Origin of the sequence: Amycolatopsis sp. NBC_01480, from assembly GCF_036227205.1 — a bacterium.
Taxonomy (GTDB): Bacteria; Actinomycetota; Actinomycetes; order Mycobacteriales; family Pseudonocardiaceae; genus Amycolatopsis.
The window spans coordinates 7,394,924-7,413,607 of sequence record NZ_CP109442.1 but is presented as its reverse complement, the minus strand read 5'-3'; the positions used below and the strand labels follow the sequence as shown (position 1 = coordinate 7,413,607).

17 protein-coding genes are annotated in these 18,684 nt (G+C 71.6%); 12 read left to right on the top strand and 5 right to left on the bottom strand.

All coding sequences use genetic code 11. From position 1 onward, the window contains the following. Positions 1 to 36 precede the first annotated feature (36 nt). A complete protein-coding gene (locus OG371_RS35250; protein WP_329059984.1) occupies positions 37 to 150 on the bottom strand; it encodes a MerR family DNA-binding transcriptional regulator in 114 nt (37 codons plus the stop codon). 90 nt (positions 151 to 240) lie between these two features. On the opposite strand from OG371_RS35250, the gene OG371_RS35245 reads away from it, so the two are divergent. Both OG371_RS35245 and OG371_RS35240 read left to right on the top strand, forming a co-directional pair. Beyond that, complete coding sequence (locus tag OG371_RS35245; RefSeq protein WP_329059983.1) at positions 241 to 1,143, top strand: NADP-dependent oxidoreductase; 903 nt, start codon at positions 241 to 243, stop codon at positions 1,141 to 1,143. Between the two features lie 33 nt (positions 1,144 to 1,176). Then, entirely contained in the window at positions 1,177 to 2,277 is a 1,101-nt protein-coding gene (locus tag OG371_RS35240; protein WP_329059982.1) for an SGNH/GDSL hydrolase family protein, read from the top strand. Between the two features lie 10 nt (positions 2,278 to 2,287). Here OG371_RS35240 and OG371_RS35235 read toward each other — a convergent pair whose 3' ends face one another. Next, complete coding sequence (locus OG371_RS35235; protein WP_329059981.1) at positions 2,288 to 2,938, bottom strand: GntR family transcriptional regulator; 651 nt, start codon at positions 2,936 to 2,938, stop codon at positions 2,288 to 2,290. A 46-nt stretch (positions 2,939 to 2,984) separates the two neighbouring features. Between OG371_RS35235 and OG371_RS35230 the strand changes: the two genes are divergently transcribed. Then, positions 2,985 to 3,587, top strand: a complete 603-nt coding sequence (locus OG371_RS35230; protein WP_329059980.1) for a chloramphenicol phosphotransferase CPT family protein — start codon at positions 2,985 to 2,987, stop codon at positions 3,585 to 3,587. Here OG371_RS35230 and OG371_RS35225 read toward each other — a convergent pair. After that, positions 3,574 to 6,144, bottom strand: a complete 2,571-nt coding sequence (locus tag OG371_RS35225; protein ID WP_329059979.1) for a LuxR C-terminal-related transcriptional regulator — start codon at positions 6,142 to 6,144, stop codon at positions 3,574 to 3,576. The genes OG371_RS35230 and OG371_RS35225 overlap by 14 nt on opposite strands. A 61-nt stretch (positions 6,145 to 6,205) precedes the next feature. Between OG371_RS35225 and OG371_RS35220 the strand changes: the two genes are divergently transcribed. The 9 genes from OG371_RS35220 to OG371_RS35180 all read left to right on the top strand — a co-directional run bounded on the left by OG371_RS35220 (position 6,206) and on the right by OG371_RS35180 (position 16,932). Beyond that, the gene (locus OG371_RS35220) at positions 6,206 to 7,372 is read left to right on the top strand and encodes an acyl-CoA dehydrogenase family protein (protein WP_329059978.1); all 1,167 of its coding nucleotides are present in this window, start codon (positions 6,206 to 6,208) and stop codon (positions 7,370 to 7,372) included. A 34-nt stretch (positions 7,373 to 7,406) separates the two neighbouring features. After that, positions 7,407 to 9,068, top strand: a complete 1,662-nt coding sequence (locus OG371_RS35215; RefSeq protein ID WP_329059977.1) for an alpha/beta fold hydrolase — start codon at positions 7,407 to 7,409, stop codon at positions 9,066 to 9,068. Continuing rightward, positions 9,065 to 9,862, top strand: a complete 798-nt coding sequence (phaZ, locus tag OG371_RS35210) for a poly(3-hydroxyalkanoate) depolymerase (RefSeq protein ID WP_329059976.1) — start codon at positions 9,065 to 9,067, stop codon at positions 9,860 to 9,862. Before OG371_RS35215 ends, phaZ begins: the two co-directional genes overlap by 4 nt. Positions 9,863 to 9,875: 13 nt before the next feature. Further along, positions 9,876 to 11,381, top strand: a complete 1,506-nt coding sequence (locus OG371_RS35205; RefSeq protein WP_329059975.1) for a long-chain-fatty-acid--CoA ligase — start codon at positions 9,876 to 9,878, stop codon at positions 11,379 to 11,381. A 20-nt stretch (positions 11,382 to 11,401) separates the two neighbouring features. Next, positions 11,402 to 11,797: a nuclear transport factor 2 family protein gene (locus OG371_RS35200; RefSeq protein ID WP_329059974.1), complete on the top strand. Its 396-nt coding sequence runs from the start codon at positions 11,402 to 11,404 to the stop codon at positions 11,795 to 11,797. 77 nt (positions 11,798 to 11,874) lie between these two features. After that, entirely contained in the window at positions 11,875 to 12,654 is a 780-nt protein-coding gene (locus OG371_RS35195; protein ID WP_329059973.1) for a hypothetical protein, read from the top strand. A gap of 128 nt (positions 12,655 to 12,782) precedes the next feature. Continuing rightward, positions 12,783 to 14,219 carry an amidase gene (locus tag OG371_RS35190; protein ID WP_329059972.1) on the top strand — a complete coding sequence of 479 codons (1,437 nt, stop codon included), beginning with the start codon at positions 12,783 to 12,785 and terminating at the stop codon, positions 14,217 to 14,219. Between the two features lie 46 nt (positions 14,220 to 14,265). Beyond that, positions 14,266 to 14,718: a DUF6640 family protein gene (locus OG371_RS35185; RefSeq protein WP_329059971.1), complete on the top strand. Its 453-nt coding sequence runs from the start codon at positions 14,266 to 14,268 to the stop codon at positions 14,716 to 14,718. 246 nt (positions 14,719 to 14,964) lie between these two features. After that, positions 14,965 to 16,932 carry a LamG-like jellyroll fold domain-containing protein gene (locus tag OG371_RS35180; RefSeq protein ID WP_329059970.1) on the top strand — a complete coding sequence of 656 codons (1,968 nt, stop codon included), beginning with the start codon at positions 14,965 to 14,967 and terminating at the stop codon, positions 16,930 to 16,932. A gap of 44 nt (positions 16,933 to 16,976) precedes the next feature. Here the strand turns inward: OG371_RS35180 and OG371_RS35175 are convergent, their stop codons facing one another. Both OG371_RS35175 and OG371_RS35170 read right to left on the bottom strand, forming a co-directional pair. Further along, positions 16,977 to 17,699, bottom strand: coding sequence for a S1 family peptidase (locus OG371_RS35175; RefSeq protein WP_329059969.1), 723 nt, complete (start codon positions 17,697 to 17,699; stop codon positions 16,977 to 16,979). 134 nt (positions 17,700 to 17,833) lie between these two features. Then, positions 17,834 to 18,613, bottom strand: coding sequence for a methyltransferase domain-containing protein (locus OG371_RS35170; RefSeq protein WP_329059968.1), 780 nt, complete (start codon positions 18,611 to 18,613; stop codon positions 17,834 to 17,836). Positions 18,614 to 18,684: the final 71 nt, after the last annotated feature.

Here is an 18,684-nt window from a genome sequence, read left to right as displayed (position 1 = left end):
CGGTTAGAACCGTCATGAACACTCACGAGACCTGGGCTACTCCGGAACCTCGTCGGCGTAGAACCTGATCGCGCTGACGCTCAGCCCGGTGCGGTCGGCGACGTCGCCGATGGAGTAGAGGTCGTTCACCTCGCCACTATCGGAGCTCAAGCCACTTGAGAGTCAAGCACCTCGACTTGACACGAACGGTATTCGTGTATAGAACAGTGTTCGTACACCGCCTCGAAGACAGGACGACTCATGAAGGCAGCCCAGTTCAGCCGGTTCGGCGGGCCGGAGGTGGTCGAGCTCGTGGACCGGCCGGACCCGCGTCCCGGTCCCGGCGAGGTCCGGATCGCCGTGCGCGCCGCCGGCGTCAACGCGAGCGACTGGAAGAAACGCCAGGGCCTGATGGACCAGGAACTCCCGCAGACGCTGGGGTACGAGGTGGCGGGCATCGTCGACGAGCTCGGCGAAGGTGTCACCGACGTCGCCATCGGAGACCGCGTCTTCGGGTTCTGCGCCGACGCCGCCGCGCAGGCCGAGCTGGCGGTGCTGGCCCACTACGCGCCCATCCCGGCGTCGCTCGATTTCGCTGCGGCTGCGGCACTTCCGGTCGCCATCGAGACGGCCGCGCGGGCACTCGACCAGCTCGGCGTCCAGAGTGGCGAGACGCTGCTCGTCAACGGCGCCTCCGGAGTCATCGGCCGGGCCGCCGTCCAGCTCGCGGTGGCCCGGGGCGCGCGCGTGATCGGGACGGGCAGCCCCGGCTCGCACGAGATGCTCCGCTCGCTCGGCGCCGAACCCGTGGCTTACGGGGACGGCATGGCGGAGCGGGTCGGCGCACTGTCGGCCGGTGGCGTCGACCGGGCGCTCGACATCGCCGGGAGCGGCGTCCTGGCCGAACTCGTCCAGCTCGCGGGCAGCCCGCAGCACGTCGTCACGGTCGCCGATTTCGCCGGCGCGCAGGAGCACGGCGTGCGGTTCAGCCGGGGCGACAGCGGCCGCGCCCTCTACACCCTCGGCCAGATCGGCGGCCTGATCGAGGCCGGGCAGTTCTCGATCCCGGTCGGGAAGACGTTCCCGCTGAACGCCATCGCGGAAGCCCACCGGGCCGGCGAAACCGGTGCGGTACGCGGAAAAATCGTCCTGCTGGTCGGCTGACGCCACCGACGATCCCGCCCCACGAGGAGAGACATGACCCACCGCCTCGCCCTGCCCGACGACCGCGTCACGATCCTCGGCGCGCTCGACCTGGAACGAACTCCGCGCGGGGTCCGGCCCCGCCGCCTGCCGGCCTGGACCCGGCCGCGCTTGAGCGACGGCTTGATGGACCTGGTCGTCTCGCAGACGGCCGGGGTCCGCCTGCGCCTGCGCACGTCCGCGCGCTCGCTGGCGCTGGGGGTGCACGTCACCGTGCCGGTGCTGCCCGAAGGCCTGCTGCCCGCGTCGTTCGACCTCGCCGTCGGCGGGACGGTGCTCGCCCGCGTGCCGGCCAAGGCGGGGGACGTCCTGCACCTCGCCGAATCCCGCCTGGTTCCCGGCCCCGCCGAGACCGTGCGGTTCGACGATCTGCCGGCCGGCGAGAAGGACGTCGAGATCTGGCTGCCACACAGCGCGACGGTCGAGCTGCGCACGCTCGACGCCGATGCGCCGCTCCTCCTGCCGACTCCGCCGCCAGGTGCGGCCTGGGTGCACTACGGCTCGTCGATCAGCCACGGTCTGGAGGCGCCCGCTCCGACCCTGGTCTGGCCGGCCGTCGCCGCGCTGGCGACCGGCGCGGCGCTGACCAACCTCGGCTTCGCCGGCAGCGCGATGCTCGACCCGGAAGTCGCCCGCGCGATCCGGGACGCGCCGGCCGACCTGGTCACGCTCAAGGCCGGGATCAACCTCGTCGGCGAGGCGTCGATGCGCGAGCGCACCTTCGTCCCGGCCGTACACGGCTTCCTGGACACGATCCGCGAAGGCCACCCGCGCACGCCGATCGTGCTCGTCTCGCCGACGTCCTTTGCCGAGCTGGAAACAACTTCCGGGCCCGTCACGCTCGACCCGGAGACCGGACGCAAACGCGTGCTCGGCTCCGCGGGCACGGGAGCGCTGACGCTCAGCGGCGTCCGCACGCTGCTCGCCAAAATCGTCGACCTTCGCGAAGACCCGGCGCTGCACTACCTCGACGGGCGCGAGCTGCTCGGCCCGGACGAGGCCGCGGCCCTGCCCGACGGCCTGCACCCCGACCCCGCCGCGCACCTGCGAATGGGCGAACGGGCTGCCCGGCTGCTGGTGGCTCCCCGGCTCTGACCGCCCCGACTCAGGCGCCGAAGCCGTTGGTCAGCCGCTGCGCCGCTTCGTCCAAATGCTCCAGCATCAGCTCAGCCGCGGCCTCGCCGTCGCCCGCGCCAATCGCGTCGGCGATCCGGCGATGCGCGCGGAGTTCTTCGGGCGACAACACGTGAACGGGCTGAAGGTAGTGCAGCCGCTGCACCTCCTCCACCAGCGTCTCGAGAATCGAGGACAGCCGCTGATTCCCGGCGATCTCGGCCAGGCTCAAGTGGAACGACTTCGCCGCGTCCAGCGCGCGGCCGAAGTCCAACCCGGACTCCTTGTCCACCAGCTTGGCCAGGTCCGCGACCGCTTCCGGCGAAGCGGTCTCGGCCGCCGTGCGCGCCAGGGCGGGCTCGACCAAACGCCGGATCGCGAACAGCTCCAGCACGTCGCCGAGTTCGACCGGGCGGACCAGGTAGCCCCGGCGGGGCAGCACGCGGATCCAGCCGGTCCGCGCCAGCAGGCCCAGCGCCTCGCGGACCGGGGTCTTGGACACCCCGAACCCGGTGGCGAGGTCGCCTTCGTTGACCACCGCCCCCGGCGCCAGCTCGAGCCGCACGATCTGGGCCTTGAGCTGTTCGTACACGTCCTCGGTCAAGGACAGCGCGCCCACCTCCTCGCCACACCCGGGCCGCACGATCTGACCTGGATCAGCACGATACCGGGTCGGCTAGGGTTTCCGGGTGCTGAGCCACCAGCCACCGGGCAGCGTGATCCTGCTCAACGGGACCTCCAGCGCCGGCAAGACCTCGCTGGCGCGCGCCATTCAGGACCACAGCGGGATTCCCTTTGTCTACTGGGGAATCGACACCCTCTTCGACCTCGTCCCGGCGAACTGGGGCGGCGGGCGCGACGGCCCGCTGAGCCGGCACGGCTTCTGGTACGACCGACCCGGGCCGGACGACGACGGGCGCCCGGTCACCGTCATCCGCTACGGCGAGGTCGGCCGGCGGATGCTGGAGTCGGGCTGCCGGGCGGCCGCCGCGTTCGCCCGGGGCGGTGATCACCTGGTGATCGACGAGATGCTGCTGACCCCCGACCTGATGCCGGTGTGGTCGGACGCCTTGGCGGGCCTGCGCGTCACCCTCGTCGGCGTGTTGTGCCCGCTCGATGTCCTGGAAAAACGGGAATCCACAAGGAAAACCGAAGCCGGACTGGCCCGCGGCCATCTCCGCACGGTGCACGAGCACGGCCGGCCCTACGACCTGACCGTCGACACCAGCGAGACCGCGCCCGGCGACCTGGCCGATCTCGTGCTGCGCGCGCACCCGGTCACAGCAGGTTGAGTTCGCGGGCCCGCGCCACCGCTTCGGTGCGGTTGCGGGCCTGCAGCCGACCGAAGATCTGGTTGAGGTGCCATTTCGTGGTGCCGACGGTGATGAACAGCTTGTCCGCCACCTGCTGGTTCGACATGCCGGTGGCGATCAGCCCGAGGATCCGCCGCTGGGTTTCGGTGAGCGTCTCGACCACGCCGACACCCTCGACGGTCCGCAGCGCGGATCCGCGGGCGGCCGGCGCCGGGGCCCCGCGGGAGCGCGAAAGCAGGTCGGCGACAAACGCGGGGGCGGTCGCGCGGATGTCCTTCAGCAGCGGCACCAACGGGGCGCCCTCGTCGAGGAAGGTCCGGCGGTAACCGTCCGGCGCGGCGATTTCCACCGCGCGCGCCAGCAGATCCCGCGACGGGAGTCCCAGCGCGTGCCGCGCCAGCGTGGTGACGGCGAGAATCGCCACGAGGCTGCCGTCCCGGCCTTCGGAGCGGGCCCGGTCCTCGATCGGGCCGAGCACGTCCAGCGCGCGGTCCGGGGCGCCGCGGGCGATCAGCAACCGGGCCCGGGTCAGCTGTTCATAGTCCGAAGAGGACGGTTGATCGCCGGTGATTTCTTCCAGCGCCTGCTCGGCCGCGGCCAGGCTGCCCGAGCGCAGGTGCAGCTCCGCGATCGTCGCCACCACCAGCCGGGCGCGGCGGTAGTCCTCGGCGGCGTCCGCCTGACGACGCGCGGCCAGCAGGGCCTCGAACCCCTCGTCGGGCCGGCCGGACGCGTGGTGCAGCCGCGCCAGCGTCCGCAGGCCGAGCAGGGTGTACGACGTCGTGCCGAGTTGTTCGCACCGCGCGATTCCGTCGACGAGATGCTTGCGTGCCTCGAGCAGCTCGTCGCGTTCGTAGAGCAGGGTGCCGAGCGGTACCTCGGCCAGCCCCGCCATCGGCGCGTCCGCGTGTCCCAGCAGAGCGCCGCGGCAGAGCACCACGGCCTCGCGCAGCCGGCCCTGCACGTACAGCAGCGGCGCGAGATACCCGGTGGCTTCCAGTGCGCTCAACGGGTTTCCACTGCGCTCCCCCAGCCGCACGGCCTCGCGCAGCACCTCGATCCCGCCGCGCCGGTCGCCGGTCAGCCGGCGCGCCTGGCCGAGCACACCCATCGCGGCGGCGCGGAAGAAAGAGGAGCTGTCGCCCAGCAAATCGAGCGCGGCGGTCGCGAGGGTGGCGGCGTCCGCGGGACGGCCGTGGGTCAGCGCCAGGTAGGCCTGGAACGTCCGCAGCATCGCCCGGTCGACGGCCGGGGCGTCCGGCCCCATGCCCGCGTCCGCGATCGCCGCGTACGTCTCGGCCTCGTCGGCGCGCCCGGCGAGGTAGAGCAGCCAGCCCTTGAAACCGGCCAGGTCGGCGTGCGCCCGCACCTGCTCCTCGGGCAGCCGGTTCAACCAGGACAGCAGCGTGGCCAGCTCACCGCGGCGGACCTGGTCCTCGGCATGCTCGCGGACGGTCGCGACCGCCAGTTCCAGCTCGTCCCCGGGCACGGCGTGCCGGATCGTCTCGGCGGGCATGCCGTGCGCGGCGAACCACCGCGCGGCCCGGCTGTGACACTCGCGTGCCGTCGCCGGGTCCAGTTCGCCGCGCAGGTAATCGGCGAACAGGCCGTGGTAGCGGTGCCACTCCCCCGCGTCGTCGAGGGGGGTCAGGAAGAGGTTGGCGTGTTCGAGGTCGCGGATCACCCGCTCGCTGTCGGACCGCCCGGTGACCGCGTCGCACAAGGACGGGGTCAGCGTTTCCAGGACGCTCGTGCGGAACAGGAAATCCCGGACGTCGGCGGGCTGGCCGGCCAAGACCTCCTCGGCGAGGTAGTCGAGCACGTACCGGTTGCCCGGCCGGAACCGCACCGACGGCGCCGCGGCGGCCCCGTCGCGCAGGCCGATCCCGAGCATCTGGAGCGCCGCGGCCCAGCCCTCGGCGCGGCGGTTCAGCTCGTCGACGGTGCCCGCGTCGACCTCGCGCCCGGTGACCGCGCCGAGCAGCCCGGCCGCCTCCTCCGGCGAGAACCGCAGCTGCGCCGCGCCGATCTCGGCCAGCAGGCCGCGCCCGCGCCACCGCGCCAGCGGCAGGTCGGGCTCGGTCCGGCCGAGCAGCACCAGGTGCAGGCCCGGCGGGCAGTGCTCGACCAGGAACGTCAGCGCGTCCAGGATCTCCGGCTCGGCCAGCACGTGGACGTCGTCGAGCACCAGCACGCGGTCTTCGCCGACCAGCTCGTTGACCAGCTCGGTCATCACCGCCGGGGTCGACGCGGTGCCGGAGTCCAGCAGCGTGCGGCCGGTGCCCAGCGCGGTGACCAGGTAGTCGAGGAAGCGGCCGGGCACGTCGTCGTCCTCGTCGAGCGAGAGCCACGCGGTCCGCCCCGGGACCTCCCGCAGCCAGGTGCTGACCAGGGTGCTCTTGCCGAACCCGGCGGGCGCGACGACCAGCGTGACCGGGTGCGCCGCGGCGGCGGCGAGCAGGCGCAGCAGCCGGGGCCGCGGCACGGCGCCCGGCCGGGTCGGCGGGATGAGCAGCTTCGTCGCCACCACCTGCATAACCTCGAAGCCTAACTTTGGACAGGGCCCCCGGCCAGCGCCCGAACCTACCGTCATCCACATGGACACCACGGACTTCTACGCACTGGCCGACGATCTGCCGGAGCCGGACCTCGCACTGCTCGCCCGGCTGGACGAATTCCTCGACGCCGAGGTCGCGCCGGTGGCGAACTGGCACTGGGCCCGGGAGCGGTTCCCGCACCACCTGCTCGGCCCGCTGGGCAAGCTCGACGTCGGCGGGCTGTCCTACACCGGCTACGGCCTGCCCGGCCGGACCAGCCTGCTCGACGGTTTCGTCACCCTGGCGCTGGCCCGCACCGACCCGTCGTTCGCGACGTTCTTCGGGGTGCACACCGGCCTCGCGATGGGCTCGATCTACCTGTGCGGTTCCGAAGAGCAGAAGCAGGCGTGGCTGCCGCCGATGCACCGGTTCGAGAAGATCGGCGCGTTCGGGCTGACCGAGCCGGACGTCGGCTCCGCCGCCTCGCGCGGCCTCAAGACCACTGCCCGCCGCGAAGGCGACGAGTGGGTCCTGGACGGCGAGAAGAAGTGGATCGGCAACGCGACCTTCGCCGACGTCGTGGTGATCTGGGCCAAGGACGTCGAGGACGGCCAGGTCAAGGGCTTCCTCGTCGAAAAGGGAGCGCCCGGGTTCACCCCGACCAAGATCGAGGGCAAGATCGCGCTCCGCACCGTGCAGAACGCGCACATCCGGCTCGAGGGCTGCCGCGTCCCCGAAGCGAGCCGCCTGCCGGGCGCGAACACGTTCGCCGACACCGCCGCCGTGCTGCGGATGACCCGGACCTCGGTGGCCTGGCAGGCCGTCGGCTGCTCGATCGGCGCCTACCAGCGCGCGCTGGCCTACGCCAAGCAGCGCGAGCAGTTCGGCCGCCCGATCGGCGACTTCCAGCTCGTGCAGGACCTGCTGGTGAAGATGCTCGGCAACATCACCGCGTCGCTCTGCCTGGTCGCCCAGCTCTCCCGCCTGCAGGACGCGGAGAAGATGACCGAGGAACAGGCTTCACTGGCGAAAGCCTTCTGCACCACCAAGATGCGCGAGACCGTCGGCATGGCCCGCGAGCTGATGGGCGGCAACGGGATCCTGCTGGAGTACGACGTCGGCCGGTTCGTCGCCGACGCCGAGGCCATCCACTCCTACGAGGGCACGCGCGAGATGAACACCCTCATCGTCGGCCGGGCCATCACCGGCCTGTCCGCTTTTGTCTGAGCCACCCCGAAACCCTGCTGGAAGGAGAACTCCCATGTCCACTCCCGAGATCGCCGCCGACGCCATCGGCGGCCCGAACCCGATCGTCGGCTTCCGCCGCAAGGACCTGCTCGACTCGCTGCGCACGGTGGTCGGCGAGGCCGTCAAGCACCCCCGCAACACCACGGCGAGCCTGCGCCACCTGGCCAGGACCGCGGTCGCCGCCGCCCGCGGTCGCGGCGAGCTGGCGCCCGGCGCCCGTGACCGCCGTTTCACCGACTCCGCCTGGGCGCAGAACTTCCTCTACCGCCGGCTGCTCGGCGTCTACCTCGCCGCCGACGCCGAGCTGGACGCCTGGCTCGGCAGCACTGAACTGTCCGATGTGGACCGTGAGCGGGCGAGGTTCGTGCTGTCGCTGGCGCTCGACGCGCTGGCCCCGAGCAATCTGCCGCTGAACCCGGCGGCGGTCAAGCAGTTCATCACCACCGGCGGCGAGAGCGCCGTGGAGGGCGCGCGCCACTTCGCCGGCGACGTACGGCACAACGGCGGCTTCCCCAGCCAGGTCGACACCGAGAAGTTCACCGTCGGCGGGAACCTGGCCACCACCGAGGGCTCCGTGGTGTTCCGCAACGAGGTGCTGGAGCTGATCCAGTACGCCCCGCGCACCGAGCAGGTGCACGCCCGGCCGCTGCTGATCGCGCCGCCGCAGATCAACAAGTTCTACGTCTTCGACCTGTCGCCGGAGAAGAGCCTGGTGCGTTACGCGCTGGACCACGGCTTCGGAGTCTTCATGGTCAGCTGGCGCAACCCGACCGCCGAGCACCGCGGCTGGGAGCTGGCCACCTACCTGACCGCCATGGAAGAGGCGATCGACGCGGTCCGCGAGATCACCGGCAGCCCGGATTTGAACCTGGCCGGCGCCTGCTCCGGCGGGATCAGCTCGGTCTCGCTGGCCGCCTACCTCGCCGCGCGGGGCAAGCCGGTGATCAACGCGCTGACCCTGTTCGTGAGCGTGTTCGACATGGCCGACGACAAGACCCTGCTGGGCGTGTTCGCCAGCGAGGAGACCCTCGCCGCGGCCAAGCGCCACTCGCACGTGCAAGGCGTCCTGGACGGGCGAGAGCTGGCGCGGGTGTTCAACCTGCTGCGCCCCAACGACCTGATCTGGAGCTACTGGGTGAACAACTACCTGCTGGGCAAGCGCCCGCCGGCGTTCGACATCCTGTACTGGAACAACGACACCACCCGGCTGCCCGCCGCTTTCCACGGCCAGCTGATCGACATCTACCGCGACAACGCGCTGGCCCACCCGGGCGAGGTGGTCGTCGACGGCACGCCGCTGGACCTGGGCAAGGTCACCGCGGACGCGTTCGTGATGGCCGGGACCACCGACCACATCACGCCGTGGGAGGCCTGCTACCGCTCGTCGCGGCGGCTCGGCGGCAAGGTCGAGTTCGTGCTCAGCAGCTCCGGCCACATCCAGAGCATCCTCAACCCGCCGGGCAACCCGAAGTCGAGCTACTACACCAACTCCGACAACGCCGAATCGGCGCAGGAGTGGAAGGCCGGGGCGACCAAGGTGGCCGCCAGCTGGTGGCCGCGCTGGATGGAGTGGCTGGGCGAGCGCTCCGGGGAAAAGGTCGCCGCACCGTCCGCTGTGGGCAGTGTGGAGCACGCGCCGCTCGAGGCGTCGCCCGGCAGTTACGTGCGCGCATGACCACCACGGTCCGGGCCAACGGGATCGGCCTGCACATCGACCACCGGCCCGGCGAAGGCACGCCCTTGCTGCTGTGCAACGGGATCGGCGCCAACCTGGAGCTGCTCGAGCCGTTCGTCGAGCGGCTGGCCGCGCAGCCCGGACGCCGGGTGCCGGTGATCCGGTTCGACATGCCGGGCACCGGCGGCTCCCCGGTCACCCGGCTGCCCCGCCGGATGCCGCAGCTGGCCCGGATGCTGGCCGACCTGGTCACCGGGCTGGGCTACGACGAGGTCGACGTGCTCGGCATCTCCTGGGGCGGCGCGCTGGCCCAGGAGTTCGCCCACCAGTACCCGCGCCGGTGCCGCCGGGTCGTGCTCTGCGCGACCAGCATGGGCATGGTGATGGTGCCGGCCAAGCCGTCGGTGCTGCTCACCCTGACCAGCCCGCTGCGGTACTTCGGGCCGGGCCGGATGCGGGAGACCGCCGCCCGGCTCTACGGCGGCGGGTTCGGCGACGACCCCGAGCTGGCCGCGCACTTCGCCGCGTCCACCCGGGCGCCGGACCCGCTGGGCTACTACTGGCAGATCGTCGCCGGGACCGGCTGGACCAGCGCGCACTACCTGCACTGCCTGCGCCAGCCGGTGCTGCTGCTGGCCGGCGACGACGACCCGATCATCCCCACCGCCAACGCGCGGCTGATGGCCCGCCTGCTGCGGCACGGCACCGTCCACATCGTCCCCGGTGGCGGCCACCTCGCGCTGCTCACCCACGCCGGCGAGCTCGTCCCGCTCATCCACCGCTTCCTGTCCTGAAGGAGACACTCCGATGCTGAACCTCGCCATGATGCTCGAAGAGAGCGCCGCCACCCGGCCGGGCCGCGACGCGCTGGTCGCCGGGGAGTCCCGGCTCACCTACCAGGAAGTGAATTCGGCGGCCAATCAGGTGGCGAACCTGTTGCGCGCCAACGGGATCGGCCGCGGGGACAAGGTCGCGCTCGCGTCGGTCAACATCCCGGCGTTCCCGATCGCCTACTACGGCATCCTCAAGGCCGGCGCCGCCGTGGTGCCGTTCAACGTGCTGCTCAAGTCGCGCGAGATCGCCTACCACCTGCGTGATTCCGGGGCGAAGGCGTTCTTCTGCTTCGCGGGCGGCCCCGGCCTGCCGCTCGGCGAGGAGGGCCGCGCCGGATTCGAGGCGACGCCGTCGTGCGAGCAGTTCTTCCTGATCGATGAGTCCTTTATGGACACGCTGACCGGGCAGCCCTCGGAGTTCGAGACGGTGGCGACCGAGCCGGGCGACACCGCCGTCGTGCTGTACACCAGCGGCACCACCGGCACCCCGAAGGGCGCCGAGCTGACCCACGCGAACATGGTGCTCAACGCGCTGACCTGCCAGCGGGTCTTCGGCACCGCCGAGCACGACGTGCACCTGGTGACCCTGCCGCTGTTCCACTCGTTCGGCCAGAGCGTGCAGCTCAACGCCGGGTTCGGCGCCGCCGCGACGATGGTCCTGCTGCCGCGGTTCGAGCCGAAGGCCGCGCTGGAGCTGATGGAGCGCGAGCAGGTGACGTTCTTCGCCGGGGTCCCGACGATGTACTGGGGCCTGGTCGCCGCGGACCCGGGCGAGGCCGACCTCGAGGCCATCGCGGGCTCGCTGCGGATCGCCGTCTCCGGCGGGGCCGCCCTGCCGGTGGAGATCCTCGAGCAGGTGCACAAGATCTACGGCGTGCAGATCCGGGAGGGCTACGGCCTTTCCGAGACCAGTCCGGTCGCCACCTTCAACCACCCCGGCCGGGTGGCCAAGCCCGGCTCGATCGGCCAGCCCGTCTGGGGCGTCGAGCTGCGGCTGGTCGGCAAGGACGGCGAGCAGGTCCCCGACGGCGAGGCCGGCGAGATCGCCATCCGCGGCCACAACGTGATGAAGGGCTACCTCGGCCGCCCCGAGGCCACTGCCGAAGCGATCCACGACGGCTGGTTCCGCACCGGCGACATCGCCACCCGCGACGCCGACGGCTACTACTTCATCGTCGACCGCGCGAAGGACATGATCGTGCGCGGCGGCTTCAACGTGTACCCGCGCGAACTCGAGGAAGTGATCATGACGCACCCGGCGGTCAGCCTGGTCGCCGTGGTCGGCGTCGCGCACCCGAGCCACGGCGAGGAGGTCAAGGCGTTTGTCATCCGCCGCCCCGGCGCCGAGCTGACGGAGGCGGAGCTGGTCGCCTGGTGCAAGGAGAACATGGCGGGTTACAAGTACCCGCGGCTGGTCGAGTTCCGCGAGGAGTTCCCGATGACGTCCACCGGCAAGGTGCTCAAGCGCAACCTGCGCTGAGTGCTCGGTAAGGTGATCCGGTGAACGCTGAGGACCGCGAGGCGATAACCCGCGTCATCAACCGGCACGGCTTCCTGATCGACAGCGGCTTGCTCGACGGCCTGGACGAGGTCTTCACCGCCGACGTCGTGTACGACGTGCGCGATTTCGGCGGCGGCGAAGTCGTCGGTCTGCCGGCGATGCGGGCATGGGTGCTGGGGCTCGGCGACCGGAATCCGGTGGCCCACCACGTCACCAACATCGTGCTGGACGAGATCGGCGACGGCGTCGTGCACAGTCTCTCGAAAGGGATCGGCATCGGTGCCGACGGGACCGCGCGCAGCGTCACCTTCGACGATCAGCTGGAACGATCCGAGGCCGGGTGGCGGATCAGCCGCCGCACGGTCAAGGCCCGGCGAACGCCTTTGCAGCCCTGAGGCCCTGACCAAAGTGAACCCCGGCGCTGTCCATCGGCAGATGTGCCGCGGGCGCCCGGTGATCCAGGGTTTCGGCCATGAGCCGAACGAATCCGCTGCTCCTCGTCCGCCGGTGGCGGGCACCCGCACCGGTCCACCGGAACGCCTGGTTCCCGGGCCGGGTGATCGGGGGCGCCGCGCTGGTGGCCGGTCCCCTGCTGTGGTGGACGGGGCTGCTGTTGCGGTATCTCGGGCTGCATTCGGGCGCGTTCTCCGCTGAGCAGCTGGCGGAGTTCTCCAGGCAGCCGTTCGCCGCGCCGTCGCAGCTGGCGGCGTACCTGGAGAATCCCACGCTGGTGACGGCCGGGTACGCCTGCTTCGCCGCCGGGGCGCTGCTGCTGTGCCCGGCCTTCGCCACCCTCGCCCGCATCGTCGCGCCGCGGGCGCCGGCGCTCGCCTGCTGGGGTGGCACGCTGGTCATCCTGGGTCTGTTCGCCCGGCTCTACCACGCCGGGGTCGATCAGGCCGCCTTCCAGCTCGCCGCGGCACAGGGCCTCGACCGGGTCACCGAGTTCGTCTTGGGCAACTACGCGAGCATTTCCTACGGCCCTTGGCGCGTCGGCGTCGTGGCGTCCGCCTGTCAGTACCTCGGGATGCTGCTGCTGGCCATCGGCGCGTTCCGGTCGGGCACCTTCGGCACCGGCCGCTGCCTGATCCTGCTCTGGTCGGGCACGCTGTGGGGCGGCGTCCTCAAGGCGGCGCGCCTTCCGGACCTCTTCGAATACGGCGCCCTGGCCCTGGTCCTTGTGCCACTCGGGGTTCTGGTGCTGCGGGACCGCGTCCCCGACGCCCGGCCGTTGCGGATTCTGAGCTGGTGAGAAAGTCCTCACCGCACGGACTTGATCGGCAGCACGGCCAGCCCGGCGCCCTGCCCGACGCCGACACGCTGTTCGCCACCCGCAGGCCGTCGTGGGCCGGAAGCTATTTCTGAGGAAAGGTGTCACCCATGAGCCTTGCTGAACTCAGGTGGCTGGACGCCACGGCCCAGGCCGATCTCGTCCGCCAGGGCCAAGTCACCCCGCTGGAACTCCTCGACGGGGCGATAGCCCGGATCGAAGAGCACAACGGCGACCTGAACGCCGTCGTCAGCACGCGTTTCGAGCAGGCGCGCAGCGAGGCGGCTTCGACTGCCGAGGGGCCGTTCCGGGGAGTTCCGATGCTGCTGAAGGACTTCCTCGCCCACTGGGCCGGTGATCCGGTGCACGGCGGCATGCGCCTGCTGCGCGAGCGCGACTGGCGGGCGACGGAGAACTCGCATCTGGCCACCCGCCTGCGTGCCGCGGGATTCGTGTTCTGCGGCCGGACGAACACCCCCGAGCTGGCGACGAGCCTGACCACCGAGCCGCTGTCCCGCGGCGCGACGCACAACCCGTGGGACCGGACGCGTTCGCCCGGCGGTTCCAGCGGAGGCTCGGCCGCCGCCGTGGCCGCGGGGCTGGTCTCGGTGGCTCACGGCAACGACATGGCGGGCTCGATCCGCGTCCCGGCGAGTGCCTGCGGGGTGGTCGGGCTCAAGCCCAGCCGCGGGCGGAACAGCCTCGGGCCGCAGTACGGCGACTACTGGGGTTCGGTCACGCATGAGCACGTGCTGACCCGGTCGGTGCGGGACACCGCGGCGGTGCTCGACGCCACCGCCGGGGCGGCGGCCGGAGACCCGTACAGCGCGCCGCCGCCGGCCCGTCCCTTCCGTCTCGAAGCCGAAACCGATCCGAAGCCGCTGCGCATCGGGTTCCGGACCGCGGTGCCGAGCCTCGGCGAGACGGCCCACCCGGACTGCGTCACCGCGGTCGAGAACACCGCCCGCCTGCTCGAATCGCTCGGCCACCACGTCGCCCCGGCCGCGGCCCCCGCGCTGGACGCCCCCGGCCTGTTCGACGCCATGCCGCCGGTGCTCGCCGCGGCGGTCGCGTGGGAGCTGGACAGCTGGTCGCAGCGCCTGGGCGAGGAGCTGCCCCCGTCGGTGCTGGAGCCGATGAACGCGATGCTCTGCGAAGCCGGCCGGCAGGTCACCGCCGTCCAGTACCTGAACGCGATCACCGCCTCCCAGCGCTGGGCCCGCGGCGTGGCCGCCCTGTGGGAGGACGAGCTGGACATCATGCTGACCCCGACCCTGCCCGCCCCGCCCGGCAAGCTCGGCGAGCTGGCCCCCGAGGCCGCCCCGCCGGAGCAGCTGGCCGCCGGGATCAGCCTGCTCGGCGGCTTCACCGCCCCGTTCAACATCACCGGCCAGCCGGCGATTTCCCTGCCGCTGCACTGGAATGCCGACGGCCTGCCCATCGGCCTGCAGTTCGTCGCCGCCCAGAACCGGGAGGACCTGCTGATCCGGCTGGCCGGCCAGCTCGAACGCGCCGCCTCCTGGTCCGGCCGCCGCCCGCCCGCGTGAGCCGGCCCTTGACCTCGACCAAACTGGAGATGTTCTGCTGGGGACCATGAAGCCACGCGGAGCACGAAAGTCAGCAGCCCGATTCCTGGTCGGACTGGTCGGCGCGACCACGGCCGCGGGCGCGTTCACGGCGGACTTCCTCGTGCCGAAAACAGCGCGCCAGCACCTGCGGAACCCCCGCTGGCCCGGGCACGCCAAATTCCACGACGCCCAGTACATCGTGATGACCCAGCTGCTCGGCGGCGCCGGGCTGGCGCTGCTGGCGTCCAAGAAGGGCGACCCGGACCGCAATCTGCGGACCGCGGCCGCGATCGTGTCCACCCCGTGGCTCGGCATGTACGGCGCCACCCTGTTCCCGGGCACCACCCTGGTCGACGAGGAGTTCAAGGCGCAGTCTCCGAAGGTGCTCGGGCTGGACGCCAACCTCTTCATCGCGACCGCCTGCCTGGCAGCGCTGGCCGCGGCCACCGGGCTGGCCGGACGGCCGGGCCGCTCCTGAGATCGGGAGCCACGCCGTGTCCGATATGGACAGTGACCGGATGGACACGGAGCGCCCGCATCCGTAGCGGCTGAGGGGGTGATCCGGCGGCGCCGCAGGACATGGACTGGACAACCTGCGGCGCCGGCGGTCCTGGTAAGGCAGCCGACCCATGGCCGTCATCTTCCGTTGGCCTCGTGGTGGCCGTTCATGCTTAGCGTCGGGGCGACTCAGCATCCTCCCCGGCACCCCTGGACGGAACCCATCATGCGTGTGAGCCAAGGCAGCGGCGACTCCTCTCCCACCCCGGAAGGGCCGAGCCGCCGGTCCTTCCTCCGCAACGCGGGACTGGCCGGGGTCGGGGCCACGGCGCTGGGCGCGCTCGGCGCGTCACCCGCGTCCGCCGACACTGCTGTCGATGCTGCCGATGCCGCGGGCAGACGGCCCGGCGGGATCGGCCGGTGGAGCCCGGACGCCGAGAGCCTCCAGTTCACCCTCGCCGTCATGCCGGACACCCAATACCTGTACTGGGGCAGCCAGAACAGCCTGGCCCCGGAGCCGCAGGAGGCGTCGTTCCGCTACGTGATCAACCAGAGCGGGAACCCGGACAACAACATCGTCTTCATGGCGCACCTCGGCGACCTGACGCAGGACGCCGACCCGACGTCGTTCCAGGCGGTCGGCAAGGCGTTCGAGGTGATGGACTCGCACAACGTCGCGTACAGCGTGCTGGCCGGCAACCACGACGTGTCCGGCGACGACACCCGCGGCTCCACGCCGTACCTCCAGACCATGGGGCCGCAGCGGTTCCGGCGGTCGAAGTCGTTCCTCGGCGCGGACGCGAGCGGGTACAACACCGCGCACACCTTCCGCGCCGCGGGCCGCGACTGGCTGCTGCTGGCGATGGACTGGCGAACCTCGGAGGCCGGCTTCGCGTGGGCCGACCAGGTGGTCAAGGCCCACCCGAAGATGCCGGTGATCCTCACCGCGCACGAGATCGTCGGCTCGACCTACGACGACAACGTCTACCCGTACGAGTCCGGCGACCCCGAGAACAACGCGGTGATCACCGACTACGGGCAGCAGGTCTGGGAGCGGCTGATCAAGGACAACGACCAGGTCTTCCTGACGCTGAACGGGCACTACTGGCCGTCCGGGCGCGTGGTCAAGAAGAACGCGGCGGGCCACGACGTCCACCTGCACATCACGAACTACCAGAACCGTTACTTCGGCGGCGGCGGCATGCTGCGGCTGTACCACTTCGACCTGGAGCGCAACACGATCGACGTCGAGACGATCTCGCCGTGGATCCTGGCCCAGCCCCCGGCCGAGCGGAACCGCATGGCGGTGTTGGAATCGCGCCTCACCACGCCGGTCGACTACTTCTCCATCCCGTTCGACTTCGACCAGCGGTTCGCCGGCTTCCTGCCGGTGCCGGTCCGCCCCGCGCGGCCGGCGAACAAGATGCTGGTGCCGGGCACCCTGGCGTACTGGCGATTCGACAACGGCGGCGGCGACGGCAGCCAGGTCACCGCGGGCCAGCCGGTGCGCGACCTCTCCGGGCACGGCAACGACCTGAGCCTGGCCACCGTGGCCGGCAGCGCCGCCGACGCGCTCACCTGGTCCACCGAGCACCACCCCGACCAGCCGGGCCACGCCAGCCTCCGGTTCGCCGGCGGCCGGAACCCGCTGCACGGCGCGTACCTGACCACCGGCGCGCGGGCGCCGCTGAACGCCGAGACGTTCCAGCGCGGCTACACCATCGAAGCGTTCATCAAGATCCCGCTGGACTGGGACGCGAACAACAACGGCTTCATGGCGCTGCTCAGCCGCTGGGGCGCGGCCGGGGCCGCCGGCAAGCACGGCCGCAACACCGACCCGAAGGAGCCGGTGGCGCAGCTGTGCATCTCCAACAACGGCCGTGAGCCGCAGTTCAACTGCTATCCGCTGAACCAGAGCTCCCCGACCACCAACTGGGGTCACGGCCTGCCCGAGGACACCTGGTGGCACCTGGCCGTGGTGAACGACGGGCACCACACCCGGATGTACGTGGAAAGCTCGCCGGTCGCGGACAACCCGTCCACCGACTCGGTCGGGATCGCCTCGCTCGGGCTGGCCTGGATGCTCGGCGGCCACTCCTACGACGGCGCCGTCGACCAGGTCTTCCACGGCTGGGTCGGCGACGTCCGGATCGTCGGCCGCCCGCTGCGCCTGGACGAGTTCATGACCAAGTAGCCCGCTGGGGTCCCCGGGGAGGTGTTTCCGGGGACCCTTTCGGCTCAGCTGCCGATGACCTTCCGGATCCAGGCCAGCTGCTGGGAAACCTCGCCCGCGCCCGCCACGCTCTCGCGGTCGGAGGTGTCGAACACGCCGACCAGCGTGTCCGCCGCGGCGCCGGTGCCCATGATCGGGCCGCCGGAGTCGCCGCCCGCCGGGATCCCGGAAATGCTGGTGAGGCAGAAGTCCGTGCCGCCGCCGAAGCCCTCGCACCGCGGGTCCTCGGACTTGGTGACCCGCAGGTCCGACTGCTTCAGCACGTCCGACTGGCAGGAGTTCTCGTCACCCTGGCAGGTGGCGCCCCAGCCGTACTGCCGGACGGTCTGACCGGGCCGCACCGGCTCGGCGCCGGGCAGCTTCGCCGGCGTGACGGTCATCGGCGGCACCTTGATCAGCATCATGTCGGCGACCGGGCTGCCCTGCCGGCTGCCGGGCACCGGGTGGACCGCCGTGCCCCGGCGCTGGTCCAGGCTGCCCACCCGGAACTCGATCCGGGCGTCCGCGATGTCCTGGGCCTGCTCGAAAAAGCAGTGCGAGGCGCCGATGATCCACTCCCGGCTGAGCGCGGTCCCGGTGCACTCCCCCTTGCCGTCCACCAGCATCCGCACCGCCCACGGCCCCCGGGTGCTGACCGACCCGCCGATCACGGCGGACGCGGCGGGCGCCGGGACCAGCGTGGCCAGGGCGACCAGCGGCAGCAGGAACGTCAGGCGAGGCAGCTTCACGGATCGGTCCTTTCTCGGCTTCTGGGCTTCTGGGCCTCTGGGCTTCTCGGCGGGAATCGGGGCTGGGCCCACCTCGGCGATGATGATCTTCGCGGCCGTCCGGTGCAACTTCGGGCGTGACGAAGCCGCCCGCGCTAGGCCGGGCGGCGGACCACCGTCAGGAACACCAAAGTGCTGGCCAGGAACGGGCCCGCGGCGATCTCGGCCAGCCAGCGCGTGCCGGTTTCCCGGTCCAGCTGGTCTGCCCGAATGGCCCGTTCGGTGTTGCGGCTCAGTCCCAGGATCCGGTCGGCCAGGGCGAAGTCGCGGAACACCGGCGCGGACGTGATCACGTCGAGCACTTCCAGGCCGGCCTGCTGCGCCAGCCTCGCCGCCTGCCGACCGACGGTGGCGTTGCGGACCATCGTGGCGCAGACAAAGCGGTTGAACGCCCGGTTGGTTTCGAGGTCGCCCGGGTCGACCACCAGGCTGTCCCAGTCCGGCTCCGCCACACACGCCACACCGCCGGGCCGCAGCACCCGCCGGAATTCGGCGAACACCGCCGCCGGATCGGCGACGTGCTGGACCATCCGGTCGGCGCGGGCGCGATCGACGCTCTGCGGGGGCACCGGCAACGCGTGCGCGTCGCCCTCGCGTACCTCGACCCACGGCCGGTCCGCCACCCGGCGGCGCGCCTGCCCGACCATCGACGGCTCGAGATCCACCCCGATCACCACGCCGGACGCGGTCACGGCGTCGGCCATGCCGGGCAGGTCGGTACCCGGGCCGCACCCCACGTCCAGCACCGTCTGCCCGGGCCGCAGATCCAGCGCTTCCAGCACTTGACGCTTGTACCCCCGGCCCGCGTCGGAGGCCGCCACCTGGGCGTAATAGGTCACTTTGTCCGGCCCCTGCACCCCATACGACTCAGCCATGACCCGAGTGAAGCACGCCGTGCTTCACGGCGGAGGCATTGCCCGGAGCGGAACTATTCCGTGCCGATTCG